At 55.1% G+C, this 13,100-nt stretch carries 9 protein-coding genes; 4 read left to right on the top strand and 5 right to left on the bottom strand.

All coding sequences use genetic code 11. The annotated features are described in order from the left end of the window. The first annotated feature begins 59 nt into the window (after positions 1 to 59). On the top strand, positions 60 to 914 hold the full coding sequence (gene purU, locus L0M99_RS03995) for a formyltetrahydrofolate deformylase (protein ID WP_238127832.1): 855 nt from the start codon (positions 60 to 62) through the stop codon (positions 912 to 914). Positions 915 to 974: 60 nt separating this feature from the next. Here purU and L0M99_RS03990 read toward each other — a convergent pair whose 3' ends face one another. After that, positions 975 to 1,835 carry an Fpg/Nei family DNA glycosylase gene (locus tag L0M99_RS03990; protein ID WP_238127831.1) on the bottom strand — a complete coding sequence of 287 codons (861 nt, stop codon included), beginning with the start codon at positions 1,833 to 1,835 and terminating at the stop codon, positions 975 to 977. A 62-nt stretch (positions 1,836 to 1,897) separates the two neighbouring features. Between L0M99_RS03990 and L0M99_RS03985 the strand changes: the two genes are divergently transcribed. Together L0M99_RS03985 and pepN are read left to right on the top strand one after the other, a co-directional pair. Continuing rightward, positions 1,898 to 3,877 carry a M13 family metallopeptidase gene (locus tag L0M99_RS03985; protein ID WP_238127830.1) on the top strand — a complete coding sequence of 660 codons (1,980 nt, stop codon included), beginning with the start codon at positions 1,898 to 1,900 and terminating at the stop codon, positions 3,875 to 3,877. A 49-nt stretch (positions 3,878 to 3,926) separates the two neighbouring features. After that, positions 3,927 to 6,485 carry an aminopeptidase N gene (gene pepN, locus L0M99_RS03980; protein ID WP_238127829.1) on the top strand — a complete coding sequence of 853 codons (2,559 nt, stop codon included), beginning with the start codon at positions 3,927 to 3,929 and terminating at the stop codon, positions 6,483 to 6,485. 56 nt (positions 6,486 to 6,541) lie between these two features. On the opposite strand, the gene L0M99_RS03975 is transcribed toward pepN, so the two are convergent. The 4 genes from L0M99_RS03975 to L0M99_RS03960 form a co-directional block, all read right to left on the bottom strand. Further along, positions 6,542 to 9,613: an error-prone DNA polymerase gene (locus L0M99_RS03975; protein ID WP_238127828.1), complete on the bottom strand. Its 3,072-nt coding sequence runs from the start codon at positions 9,611 to 9,613 to the stop codon at positions 6,542 to 6,544. Further along, a complete protein-coding gene (locus L0M99_RS03970; protein ID WP_238127827.1) occupies positions 9,610 to 11,184 on the bottom strand; it encodes a hypothetical protein in 1,575 nt (524 codons plus the stop codon). The genes L0M99_RS03975 and L0M99_RS03970 overlap by 4 nt, the downstream gene beginning before the upstream one ends. A 100-nt stretch (positions 11,185 to 11,284) precedes the next feature. After that, positions 11,285 to 11,770 (bottom strand): hypothetical protein, encoded by a 486-nt coding sequence (locus tag L0M99_RS03965; protein ID WP_238127826.1) that lies wholly within the window; start codon positions 11,768 to 11,770, stop codon positions 11,285 to 11,287. A 179-nt stretch (positions 11,771 to 11,949) separates the two neighbouring features. Continuing rightward, positions 11,950 to 12,231, bottom strand: a complete 282-nt coding sequence (locus L0M99_RS03960; RefSeq protein WP_238127825.1) for a type II toxin-antitoxin system RelB/DinJ family antitoxin — start codon at positions 12,229 to 12,231, stop codon at positions 11,950 to 11,952. Between the two features lie 354 nt (positions 12,232 to 12,585). Here L0M99_RS03960 and L0M99_RS03955 point away from each other — a divergent pair, with 354 nt between their 5' ends. Next, positions 12,586 to 13,059, top strand: a complete 474-nt coding sequence (locus L0M99_RS03955; RefSeq protein WP_238127824.1) for a LytTR family DNA-binding domain-containing protein — start codon at positions 12,586 to 12,588, stop codon at positions 13,057 to 13,059. Positions 13,060 to 13,100 lie beyond the last annotated feature (41 nt).

Here is a 13,100-nt window from a genome sequence, read left to right as displayed (position 1 = left end):
TAACAAAATTTTCCGAGCCAAAAAATATAGGTCGCGCCAGGACTGGTATAGTTTGCGCCATGAACGAACCCGTATCACATTTGGTCTTAACCTTGTCCTGTCCTGACCGTCCTGGAATTGTCCATGACGTCACCAAAGTGATTGTCAAGGTAGAGGGCAACATTGTCGATTCTCAACAGTTCGACGATCCTGAAACTAAAAGTTTCTTTATGCGGGTAGAGATCCACACCCGGCGCAGCGTCCAGGAAGTTAGAGAGGCTTTTACCCCCTTGGCGCAGCAGTACTCGATGCGTTGGAGCGTCAATGAGGTCGGCAAGAAAGTCCGCACTATCATTATGGTTTCCAAAGAAGGGCATTGCCTGTCTGACCTGCTATATCGCCACCGTAATTTGAATCTACCGCTCGAAGTGGTGGCAGTAATCGGCAACCACCCAGATTTGGCGCCGCTTGCCCAGTTCTATGATGCGCCCTTCCTGTGTATCCCAGTGACCAAAGACACTAAAGCCAAGGCAGAGGCAGAGCTGCTCGCCCTCATTGATGCGGAAAATGTGGAACTAGTGGTGCTTGCCCGCTATATGCAGATTCTCTCCGATAAGGTTTGCGAGCGCCTGCACGGCCAAGTAATCAATATCCACCACTCTTTCTTACCTTCTTTCAAGGGGGCGCGTCCCTATCACCAGGCGCATCAACGGGGAGTGAAACTAATCGGGGCAACTGCCCATTTCGTAACGCCCGATCTGGACGAAGGCCCGATTATTGCCCAAGAGGTGATTCCGGTTTCCCACCGGGACTCTACTGCCTCCATGGTGCAAAAGGGGCAGGATGTTGAGCGTAGGGTGCTGGCTCAGGCCGTCACCTGGTATTCCCAGCGGCGAATCCTGCTAAACGGTAACCGCACTGTGGTTTTTGAATAGGGCGTCTGTAGAGGGAATCCGCCCGGCACGTTTTTGCGGGCGCGCCCTTAAAGATGCACCTTAATTTTGGCACTTAGGACACCAGTAGCTGCGCCTGCCGGCCACGATCTGTTCGCGGACAGTTGCTCCGCAACGCCGACAAGGCTGTCCAGAGCGCTGGTAAACCCAAAAACGCCCCTGGGAAGGATCATCAGTGGTGCATATCAGGCCTTCTTTGAGGCCGCGCCGCATTTGGGAGCGCAGGTCTTCCCATAATGCCTGCAAGCGTTTTACCGAGACTTTAGCGGCCTGCCGGTTAGGGTTGATCCCGCAGCGAAATAGGCATTCGGCGCGGTAAATATTGCCGGGCCCGGCGATAAAGGATTGATCCATTACTACTTCCCCGATCCGGCGGGTAGTTTTGCGGGCGCGGGCAATAAAATCCTCAGCCGTGCAAGAATCCACCAGCGGATCAGGTCCCAGGCGATCCAAAATTTTCTCTACCCCCGCTTTATCGAGCAGTTCGCATTGGTTCGGACCAGAAAGGTCAGCTATTGCCCGCGAAAATTCTAGCCGCAGCCGCACGTTTTCCCCGGGAGGAGTCGGCTGGAACTGACCCGAAAAATGTTTATAGGTATCGCCAGGGTGTTCGCCCGCCATCCGGGGAGCACCGATATGCCCGGGCAAAGCTATGCCCTCCCCAGCTTGAAACTTCCAGGAACCGTATAGCCCCAGGTGTACGTGCAAAGTCGCTGGCTGCGGAACATTAAAATCTAGGAAGAGGTGTTTGCCCCAGGCCCAGGGGCGAGTAATTTTTGCGTTATCGAGGGCGGCCGCGCCCTCAGCAAAACGTCCCTGCGGGGAGGAAGCGCGCGCGATACCGAGTTTTGAGAGCTCGGTAAAAGCGATGGCTAAACGGTGAATAGAATGTCCCTCTGGCATAGGACAATTCTTGCCTAGGGCGCTACGTTTGCCAAACCGCCGGGAATATCTAGGCTTGAAGCATGAGTGAAAATTCCTGGGGGCAGACCCCGCGTGTTCAAGATGACCTTTACCGCCATATCAATGGCACTTGGCTAGACAGCTATGAAATCCCAGCTGACCGCGCGGTTGATGGGGCTTTCCGCGACCTGGTAGAGGAGGCGCTACTCCACTGCCGTACCCTTTGTGAAAATGCGGCAGCCGGAAAATTGGAGCGCCCGCAGGAGGCGGAAACCAGCAGTGAGCGTTGGGATTTTGATGCCACCCGGATTGGACAGCTCTTTCAGGCTTATCTGGATCAAGAAGCGCTCACCGCGCAGGGAACCGCCCCGATTGCGCCTCTGCTAGAAAAAGTGGACTCCTGCGCAAGCCGGGAGAAGTTAGCCCAGGTACTGGGAGAGTTGGAGCGGGAAGGCATTGATTCTCCGGTTGCTTTCCTGGTCAGTATCGATGCTGAAAATCCGCAGCGGTATATCGGACAGTTCTATCAGGCGGGGCTGGGATTGCCTGATGAATCCTATTACCATCAGGATGAACACCGGGAGATCCGGGAAAAATACCGAGATTTTTTGGCGCAAATGGCCTTAGAAAGCGGGATTGCTGCCGCGGGAACGGAAACCGACTTCGCTCAGCAGATTTTCGATTTTGAAACCGCGTTAGCGGGTCACCACTGGGATGCGGTGCGCAGCCGCGACGCGCAAGCTACCAATAACCCCACTACTTTCGAGGAGTTTACCCGTAAAAATACCGGGTTTGCCTACACTGCTTGGGCGGACGGTTTGAGGGTGAAACTTGCGGCCGGTGCGGATCCGATTAACGTGTATATGCCTTCCTATCAGGAAGGGTTTGCCCAGCTGTGGGCGAACACCGATCTAGCCGTTTTAAAGCATTATCTTCAGATGAAAGTAGTTTTAGCCTTCGCGCCGTATCTGGCTCCGCAGCTGCAAGAACTCCGCTTTTCTTTTTACGGAACTACCCTTTCGGGGACTCCCCAGCGCCCCAAGCTATGGAAGCGGGCGGTGGGAACCGTGGAATCGGTTTTAGATGAGGCGCTGGGGCGCGCCTATGTGGCCTACCATTTCCCGCCGGAGCGCCGCGACGAGATGGAGAAACTCGTGGGGGCGCTTTTGGATGCCTATCGGGAGGGAATCGAAAAACTTGATTGGATGGGAGAAGAAACCCGCACGCGCGCCCTCGAAAAACTTTCCAAATTTACTTACAAAATCGGGTATCCACGACGTTGGCGCGACGATAGCGCTCTGCGCTTTAACGAAGGCGACACCCTGGTAGATATGATTCGCGCTTCCAGTGCTTTTGAAACTGACTTCCAGCTGGCGCGGATTTTAAAACCGGTAGATAAGGAAGAATGGCATATGAGCCCGCAAACGGTTAACGCCTATTATTCTCCGCTGGCCAATGAAATCGTCTTTCCGGCCGCCATTCTGCAGCCCCCATTTTTTGATCCGAAGGCTTCGCACGCCGCCAACTTTGGCGGTATCGGTGCGGTGATCGGCCACGAAATCGGGCATGGTTTCGATGATCAAGGCTCCCACTATGACGGTGACGGCAAGCTTACCGAATGGTGGACCGAGGACGACCGGGAAGAGTTTACTAAACGCACCGCAGCCTTAATCGCGCAATACGATAGCTACCGCCCCAGCGAACTTCCGGGCGAGGACGTGCACGTCAACGGCGCCCTCACTATCGGGGAAAATATCGGTGACCTGGGCGGACTGGCGATTGCTTTTAAAGCTTGGAAGAAGGCGCATCCAGAAGAGGCCGACTTGGCTCCCGAGTTCTTTTATTCTTGGGCCCGGGTGTGGCGCACTGCGATCCGCCCGGAAGCGGCCCGCCAACGCCTGGTGATCGACCCCCACTCCCCTGCCGAGTTCCGCTGTAACGGGGTAGTACGTAACTTGGATGCTTTCCACGATACTTTCCAGACCACGCCCGCGGATAAACTCTGGATGGAGCCGGAGGAACGGGTAAGAATCTGGGAATAGGAACACTTCAAAAGTAAGCATTAGGATAGGTCTAAAAACAGGAGAGGACATGCCGGGTACTAATCTGACCAAGATTGAGGCGCAAGAACGCAAGAACGTTATCGGGAAAGTCGATTACACCGTCGAAGTAGAGCTATCGGAACGCGGAGAAACTTTTTCTTCCCGCACGGTGATTGATTTTGAGGCTAAAGCCGGAGCCAGCACTTTCGTAGATTTAATCGCCCCGGAAGTGGTCTCTATCGAGTTAAACGGCCAAGATTTGGGCACTGATTGTTACCGCGACAGGCGGATTGAACTTAGCGACTTGCAGTCGGAAAATCACCTGGAAGTAGTAGCTAACTGCGCCTATATGCATACTGGCGAGGGTGCGCATCGCTTTACTGATCCTGCCGATGGCCTCACCTATGTTTACACCCAGTTTGAGGTACCGGATGCGCGGCGAGTATTTGCCTGTTTTGAACAGCCCGACCTGAAAGCGACCTACCAGTTCTCGGTGACGGTACCGGAAAGTTGGACGGTGCTATCGAATATGGATACCCCGCGTCCGCAATCTTTAAAGGTGGAGCGCGCCGGGGATACTAAGCAACATGTTTTCCATTTTGAACGCACGCCTTTACTATCCAGCTATATCACTGCCCTGGTCGCCGGCCCCTACCATAGCGTAAAATCTGTGCTTACCAGTATTGATGGGCGCTCCATTCCCTTGGGAGTTTACTGCCGGCAATCGCTAGCCAAATATCTGGACGCGGATTTTGTTTTCGAGCAAACCATTGCCGGGTTCCGTTTTTACGAATCTCACTACGGTCGCCCCTATCCCTTCACCAAGTATGACCAGATTTTTGTTCCCGAATATAACGCGGGGGCAATGGAAAACGCGGGCTGTATTACTTTCCGGGATGAATATATTTTCCGCACTAAGCCGTCTGGAGCGCAGCTGGAACAGCTAACTAACACAATTTTGCACGAGCTGGCTCACATGTGGTTCGGGGATCTGGTCACTATGAAATGGTGGGATGACCTGTGGCTAAATGAGTCTTTTGCCGAGTTTATGTCGTATTGGTGCATGGCCGAAGGCACTCGCTTCCAGGATGCCTGGACCGGGTTCACCATGCGGAAAGTATGGGGGGTCAACTGCGATCAGCTGCCTACCACTCACCCGATTGTGGCACCCATCAGTGATCTTGCAGATGTAGAAGTCAACTTCGATGGCATTACCTATTCCAAGGGCGCCTGCGTGCTGCGGCAATTGGTGGCTTATGTGGGTGAAGGTAATTTCTTGAAAGCTCTGCGTAGCTATTTTGCTAGCCACGAATATTCCAATGCGACTTTGGCTGATTTCTTGGGAGAGCTGGAAAACGCCAGTGGACGCAACTTGAAGCAGTGGAGTCAGGTTTGGCTGCTAGAGGCCGGGATTACCCAGCTGGAGTCACAGATTGAAAGGGACGCGAGCGGGAAGGTTACCAGCTTCAACATTGTTCAGTCTTTGCCGCAGGAAGGCACTAGTCTGCGTCCCCACGCCACTAGCGTCGGCGCCTACGATTTTGATTCGCGCGGGAAACTGGTTTTGGTGCGCCGCGTCGATGTGGACATTAAAGGCGAGGTCACCGCGGTTCCCGGGTTAGTGGGAACCAGGCATGACGTCTATGTACTTAACTATGAAGATTTAGCGTATGCGAAGATCCGTTTTGATGCTGATTCCTGGGAAGTACTGCGTACTCGCGTTGGCGATTTCGCGGATTCGTTGCCGCGAGCAGTGATTATGTGTGCTGCCTGGGATATGGTGCGCGACGGAGATCTGAGCGCTTCGAAATACCTAGAGATGGCTTTGGGGGCGCTCAAACACGAAACTAATTCTTCGGTGTTGAACGGGATTCTACGGCACATCCAGGGTGCCCTGGTTTACTATGCTGCCGATCCCGCTAGCGCGCATCGCCTGCTGGCTCCGGCGCTTTTCGCTTTGGCAGAGGAAGCAGAGCCGGCCTCGGATCGCCAACGGCAATTGGTGCGGGCATTCTTGCAGGTTGCGGGAGGAAAGGAAGCCCCGGAAATCGAGCGTTGGTTTGCGGAAGGCAAAGTGCTTGAGGGCGTGAGCGTAGATACGGATCTGCGTTGGGATATGCTTTTTGCTTTGGCGGCTAATGGGCAGGCCAACGAAGATATGATCCGCAAAATGGAGGAAAGCGACGATACGATTACCGGTCGGGAGAACGCTTTCTTAGCGCGCGCCGCCCTGCCGGGTCGAGATAACAAGACGCAGTGGGCGCAGCGGGTCCTGGAAGACACTAGCCTCACCAATGGGCAGATTGATGCTTTGACCGTGGGGATTGCGCGTTCCCTCTGGCTGCAGCCAGCCGATGCCGCCGATATGATCGAGCCCTATTTTGCAGCGCTGAACGATATTTGGTCCTCCCGCACTATGCATATGGCAGAATCCCTAGTCGGCGGGCTTTATCCCTTAGCGGTGCAAAGCCGGGAAGGTTTTGACCTGGTGGAGCGGACAGAGCGTTGGTTGGCAGAGAATCCAGATGCCGATAAGGCGCTGCGTCGCCTGGTGCTAGAGGAACTTGATGGGGCGCGGCGTTCACGCCATGCCCGCACTGGTGAATAAGCTTTTCGCTTAGCGCGGCTGGCTGCTCAAAGCGTTTAGCTAAAGGGGTCGGCCGCCTAACGAAAATCTCGGGATTTGGTGGGGACTGGCAGATTTAACGGCTCGATTTTATCGGCTAGCAGGGCTAGGGCTCCGTCTTTGGCTTGCAGCACTCCCCGCACGATGAGGGCGTTTTGGCTGAGGGCGAGGCGGCGGTAATGCTGCCAGCAACCAACTTGGCAGATCACGTTGACTATCCCGGTTTCGTCCTCTAAAGATAGGAACACTACCCCTTTGGCAGTGTGGGGGCGCTGGCGGTGCGTAACTATCCCTGCGCACCGGATACGTTTGCCGGCTAGTTGCGGGCGCAGCCTAGCGGCCGGGAGGATTCCGCGCCGGTTAAGTTCTGGTCTGAACAGTTTCGTGGGGTATCCCCACAGGCTGATTCCCAGGGCTAAGCTGTCCCATTTTACCTGTTCCCCGGTGCTTAAGGGCGCGAAGTTAGGTGTCGTCTCGCTGAGGGCGAGCCCGGGTAGTTCTGGCTGGTAAAAGCGTTTTTGCGGGGCAGCTAGCAGGGGCGCGCGCCAGAGTCCTTCGCGGCGGGTCACCCCCAGGGAAGAAAGCGCGCCCGCGCCAGCCAGCACTTCTAGGGCGGCAGTGGGCAGGTGGACGCGGGAAGTAAAGTCCTCCAGGGTTTTAAAAGGAGCGGTGGTGCGGGCGGATAGGATGCTTTCTATCCACGGCGGGCGTATCCCGCGGATCTCTGCTAGTCCCAGGTTTAGGGAGGCTAAATCGGTTCCGGGGATGGAATCCTTCTGAGAAGTGTTCACGTCTGGGCGCAGAATTTTAAGGCCGTGGCGGCGCGCATCGGAGATTAATGATTGCGGGGAATAAAAACCCATCGGCTGATTGGCAAGGATTGCGGCATAGAATACCGCGGGATAATAGGCTTTTAGCCAGGCGGAAGCATACACCAGATAGGCGAAGGAAAAAGCGTGAGATTCCGGGAAACCAAATTCGGCGAAACCGGACATTTGTGCCCAGATTTTTTCTTGTACCGGCGGCGGGATCTGGTTCTTTTCCATGCCTTTGAAGAATTCGGCACGCAGGTCAGCTAGGTGTTCTCCCGGGTTTTTGCGTCCCATTGCCCGGCGCAGGTTATCCGATTGGGAGCCGTTAAATCCGGCCACATCTTTGGCTATCCGCATTAGTTGTTCTTGGAAAAGTGGCACCCCCAAGGTGCGTTCCAGGGCGGGTTTTAGCAGCGGATGCAGGTAGGTTACCTTTTCGCGCCCTAAGCGGCGCGCCAGATAAGGGTTTACGGCTTGCCCTTGGATCGGGCCGGGACGAATCAAAGCCACTTCGACTACCAGGTCATAGAAGCATTTTGGTTTTAGCCGCGGCAAGGTAGACATTTGGGCGCGGGATTCTACTTGAAAAACCCCGACGGTGTCGGCTGCCTGTAACAGTTGGTAGACGCGGGGGTCTTCCGGGGGTAGGTTATGCAGGCGCCAGGGCTTGCCGGAGGGCGATTTTTCGCCCCGCGCCTCTAAAGTTTCAAAAGCGGTACGCAGCGCCCCCATCATTCCCAGGGATAACAAATCGATTTTCACTAACCCGGCTTCGGCGCAGCTGTCTTTATCCCATTGCACCACGGTTCGCCCGGGCATATTTGCCCAGTTAATCGCGGCTACTTCGGTAAGCGGTTTATCGGAAAGCACCATGCCTCCACAGTGGATCCCCAGGTGACGGGGAAGTTTTTGTAGCTGTCCCGCTATTTTTTGTACGTTTTCCGGTAAAGAGTTCCGGTCTAGCCGCGACCATTTCGCGGCGGTTTTAGCATCGTATCCGAGGGCGCGGGAGGCGTCTTTTAGGGCGGCTCGCGGGCGATAGCTAATCACATTAGCTACTTGAGCAGCGTTTTCTCGTCCGTATTTGTTATAGACGTGTTGAAGTACTTTTTCGCGTTGGTTAGATTCAATATCTAGGTCAATATCGGGTAGATCTTTACGGTCCGGGGTTAGGAAGCGGTCGAATAGCATTTGGTGACGCACCGCATCTACCGCGGTGATTCCCAGGCAGTAACAGACTGCCGAGTTGGCGGCGGAGCCGCGTCCTTGCACATAGATACCGGAGGAAAAACAGTAGTCAACTATTTCTTTCACGATTAGGAAGTACCCGGAGAATCCTTTTTGGAAAATCACTTTCAATTCTTGCCGAATTGTGTCGGCGGCTTTTTTGGGTACTGGATCCCCGTAGCGTCTGCGCGCCCCCTGCCAGGTAAGCTGCTCCAGGTAGGAGTCGGCGCTATAGCCGGGGGGCACCCGGGCTAAAGGTAGATGCGGCACCGGGGTAGAAAAATCAAAGATCAGGTCTTTACCTATCTGGGCAGCGTTAGCGACTGCGCCCGGAAAATGCCGATGAATCCGGAGCATCTCAGCTTCGCTACGCAACATGGCATGGCAAGCGGGCAAGTCGTCTTGGATTTTATCGAGAGGACGCGCCAGGCGGGTGGCGGTCATAACGTCTGCCAGGCGCTGACTGGCGGGGTCAGCGCAGCGGGCAGCACTGGTGGCTACCAAGGGTAACTTGGTTTTGCGTGCCAAGTAAGCTAGCTGTGCCGCTAAGCGTTCTTCCCCATCGAAACCGGCTAAGGCGGCCTCTACCGCGATATTTTCTGCCCCAAACAGCTCTTTTAGCTGCTTGAGGAAGCGGGTAGCCGCCGCGATTCCAAAGCGGTAAAGCACGCGGCGGAGCGGCCCGGCGCGGGTTCCGGTTAATACTAGCCACTGTCCTTTTGCCCAGGAGGCTAGCTCACTTAGGTTTTGCCGGTCTGCTTCGCGTTTGCCGGCTGCTAGGTGATGAGCGCTGATTGCCCCGGTTAAAGCGGAATATCCTTGGCTAGAGCGGCAGATAACCGGCAGATGGGTTTCGTCCTCTAAAGTAAATTCGCACCCCGGCAGGAAAGGCAGCTCGGCTTTGCGGGCGGCGGCGCGCGCCTCCATTAACCCGTAAACTCCGTCATAATCGAGTAGCGCCAGGCCGGATATCCCCAGTTTTTTCGCCCCGTGCACCATTTCGCGCGGCGAACACGCCCCGACTGCGAAGGAATATGCCGAATGAGCGTGCAGCTCGATATAGCCACTCATTTTTGCCCTTCCCAGGCATCTAGCCACCAGGAGGATTTGCGGAACACCAGCAGTAAGGTTTCTTGCTCGCCGTAAACCCGCAGAAAGATTCGCGGTCCTAGCCGACTGGGAGCATCCTGGCGCCACCACTGTCCGTTTATCGGCCAGGGGCCTTCGGTTTTCTGCACCTCGATTTTCCGTCCAGCCACCTGCACCCATTTGACCGGGGATTTTATCTGTCCGTCACGTCCGGGCATAATTTTCCGGCCGCGACTATCGATAATTCCCGCCGGTTTGGGATGCATGAACACTATTTCCGGGGCTACCCCGGTAAGCGCTCCGACTCTAGGGCGCGGCCGCTTTTGGCTCCCCCGCTCTTGCCATGGTTTCAGTTCAATCACCGAACGCGGATCATATCCACTGGTTAAATGAGGTACGCGTACCCCGCTTTCACCTAATAAAGAGCTGGCGCTGCAGGCTGCCTGATCGACTTCCTGGGGAGGATCGGCGTTTCGTCCCCAAAGCGGGGTCATTGCCTGGCGGGCATCCACCACCCGTAAGGGGTGGAGTTCTATCTGGCTAACTGCCCCCAGGGCTTCGCTGCCGCTGCCTCCGACTGTAACCGTATCTAACTGGTGTTTTATCCTCTCTACTAGGTCTTTGCTGCTAGCTTCTACCCCCAGGTTCCAGCTGCGGCTAAGCATTTTCCCGTTTTCGCAGCGGCAGATAAACTGCACCTGGCTGCATACCAGTCCGCTCGCGCGTAGGTGGGCATACATTTCCACCACTAATGCCCTAGCGGGCAGTAATAGCTGGATGAGGGAGCTGGCGGGCGGGGTGAAGAATTGGTAGAGACCGGGCGTAGCGGGCGCGGTTTTCACCTTGGCCGCGTCCTCTAGATTTTCCCCACTCGCTAAGTCGTAACTAATCGCCCCCAGAGTGCCGAAACGCCGGATTAATGCTGGGCGTCCCAGGGCGCACATTTGCCCCAAGCTGGTGATTCCCAAATGGGTTAGGCTGTCTGTCATTTTCGTTAGGTACTGGTCGGAGAAATCGAATCCGCTTATTTTTATCCCCGGACGCAAGAAAAACCCCAGGCTACTTAGGGGTTGCGCACCAAGAAACGGCATTACCCCAGGGTCGGCAATCAGCAGCTGTTCGCGGGCAGCTAGGCTCGCCGCTAAAGTACCCCGAGCAATCCCAATCTGCACCGCGAACCCTACCTGCGCTAACTCTTCAGTTAGTTCTGCGACGAGGGCGGATTCTGCGCGGCGCTGACTGCGACTTAAAGCGGCGGTTATCAGCCCTGGGAACCAACACTTGGGGGAATAGAGTTGCTGGGTTGCGCCCTCGATAACTGGTTGAAACGCCAGTTCCGCATCTGCCAGTGAGTAGGGTTTTTCTTTCAGGGAGGGGCAGAGGACGCGCGCTTGCTTTAGCCGCATCTGCGGCCTGATTCCGGCGGCGCGCGCGGGAGCCGTGACTGCCTGCACCCGCCCGCCACTGCATAGCGCCACCGCTTCATCTAGGGGGAGCTTAGCGGCTTGGGCTGGCCAGGCGGGGATATAGAGGGCTAGTAATCTGTCATTCATCGCGCCCTCCTCGCCTTAATCGGGATAGGTAGGAGAAAGAGAAACACCAGAGGCAAACTTAATAACGTCGGTGGCGGGGTTGAACAGTACAGAGAATGCATCAGGCACTCACCTTTATGGCTGAAGCTACCCCAGGGGAACTTGCCGAGTGCCGGGCACTGGCTGCTAGGGAGATAGCGCCTGCCCAGGCCGGAGCAGACAGAATTACGCAGCCGGAGCGGCGTGCCTTCGCAGTTAGAATCCGTTGTTGCTGCGGGCCATAATCTACCATCCCGATAGCCAGGACTGCCGAGCAGGGGACGAAAAGTTGGGCGCACGCCAGGGCGCTGCCCCCGGTATAGGGAATGGTGATTACCCGCCTTAAGTCCAAGCCGATTTGCCAGGCGCGCTGCCAGCCTAGATCGGGAAAATCTAGGAACACTGCCCAGCCGCTCTCCCCCATTTTTTCGGCGGCCATCTCTAGCAGCCCAGCCCCGCCCACTACCTGTTGATAGGCGCTAGCCAGCGGCTTTACCCGGCGAGGACGGTTCGCCAAGACCCGGCGCGCCCTTTCTAGGCGCTGCAATTGAGCCAACTTATCGAACATACGTTCGATTATAGGGAGCCTCCCCTGATTTGTCACCCCTTTTTCCGGGAGTGCTTTTGGGGTAAAAATCCACCTTAAAGAGATGCAGTTAAGTACTTATGCCCCCTAAAAGAGGTCTGCGTGACTTCCGGTCAGTTGTTTGCGAAACTGCGAGGAGTACTTAATGACATAACATGCCATTAGTCATCCTCGCTAAGAGCGGCAGCAAACGCTTCACGGGCGCTTGCGTAGCCGGGAACGCGAGGGTCTTTGGCAATCTGTTCCGCCTCTAACATGGCGGCAATCGTCTCCCTATTGGGGTTGCCTAGTTGAATCTGGAAAGGAATGGCACGCTCGCGGATAGCTTGCCGTACGAAGATATTGAACGCGGTAGAAATATTCATTCCCATCTCGTTAAACAGCTGATCCGCCTCTTTCTTCAAGGCTGCATCCATACGAATACTGATATTTGTTGTAGCCATAAAACACCTTCTTTTAGGTGCATAGTATGGTATTTGCACAAATAAATCAATACTTTTTATGACAGAAGTAGTATTTAGAAATTACAGATAGACCCGGTATCGTCTTAGCCACGAAGACAGCACGCAAGCGCGTGGGACGGAAGGAACCACGGACACTTTCTGGGCAAGAAAATCTACCTTTGAGGGCGTGCGTGAGGCTCGAAATCTGCCCTCTTGGCGCGGGTTTTATACCGCTTAGTTCAGATTACTTGTACTGCCGACATTAAGGCTTTTAACTGTAAGTACCAGATACGCAAACGTCCTGGTTTTGCGCAATATTGCCGGTAAGTGCGAGAGGAAAGGAGTCGGAACGGAATGAAATTCACGCTCACGATTGATCCCACCGTAACCGAAACTATCGTAACGGTAACGGCGCGGGAGGTCGACGCTGAGGTGCAAGCGATCCAAAGGCTCGCCTCCGGTAGCCTAGATAGCTCCTCCTCCCCCGCAGTTGAACGTCCGCTTCGCCGCCTCATCGGGACCAGCGGCAATGATGCCACGGTGTTGGAAGTGCGCGCGATACTCGCGTTCTTTACTAAAAAGAAAGCGGTGTTTGCCCACACCAGAGACGGTGATTGGCGAATTAAAGCCCGAATGTATGAACTCGAAGAATCTCTACCCGCAGGCGATTTCGTACGCATTTCACAATCGGAGATTGTCAATATTGTCGCGATCAAAAAACTTGATCTTTCTTTCTCGGGAACGATCAGTGTGCAGCTAAAAGATGGCTCTCGCTATTACGTTTCCCGCCGGCAACTTCCAGCTTTTAAATCCAAACTCGGAATCTAACCTCCGCAGAAAACCTTTAAATCACACAAAGGATAAAAACC

This window comes from Varibaculum cambriense (genome assembly GCF_022133705.1).
Classification (GTDB): Bacteria; Actinomycetota; Actinomycetes; order Actinomycetales; family Actinomycetaceae; genus Varibaculum; species Varibaculum cambriense_A.
This window is presented reverse-complemented; position numbering and strand designations above follow the sequence as displayed.

Bases quoted from the DNA above. Each gene is read 5' to 3' on its own strand.
- L0M99_RS03955 (WP_238127824.1), top strand. From the start codon at position 12,586: ATGAAATTCACGCTCACGATTGATCCCACCGTAACCGAAACTATCGTA.
- L0M99_RS03975 (WP_238127828.1), bottom strand. From the start codon at position 9,613: ATGAGTGGCTATATCGAGCTGCACGCTCATTCGGCATATTCCTTCGCA.
- L0M99_RS03985 (WP_238127830.1), top strand. From the start codon at position 1,898: ATGAGTGAAAATTCCTGGGGGCAGACCCCGCGTGTTCAAGATGACCTT.
- L0M99_RS03990 (WP_238127831.1), bottom strand. From the start codon at position 1,835: ATGCCAGAGGGACATTCTATTCACCGTTTAGCCATCGCTTTTACCGAG.
- L0M99_RS03965 (WP_238127826.1), bottom strand. From the start codon at position 11,770: ATGTTCGATAAGTTGGCTCAATTGCAGCGCCTAGAAAGGGCGCGCCGG.
- L0M99_RS03960 (WP_238127825.1), bottom strand. From the start codon at position 12,231: ATGGCTACAACAAATATCAGTATTCGTATGGATGCAGCCTTGAAGAAA.
- pepN (WP_238127829.1), top strand. From the start codon at position 3,927: ATGCCGGGTACTAATCTGACCAAGATTGAGGCGCAAGAACGCAAGAAC.
- purU (WP_238127832.1), top strand. From the start codon at position 60: ATGAACGAACCCGTATCACATTTGGTCTTAACCTTGTCCTGTCCTGAC.
- L0M99_RS03970 (WP_238127827.1), bottom strand. From the start codon at position 11,184: ATGAATGACAGATTACTAGCCCTCTATATCCCCGCCTGGCCAGCCCAA.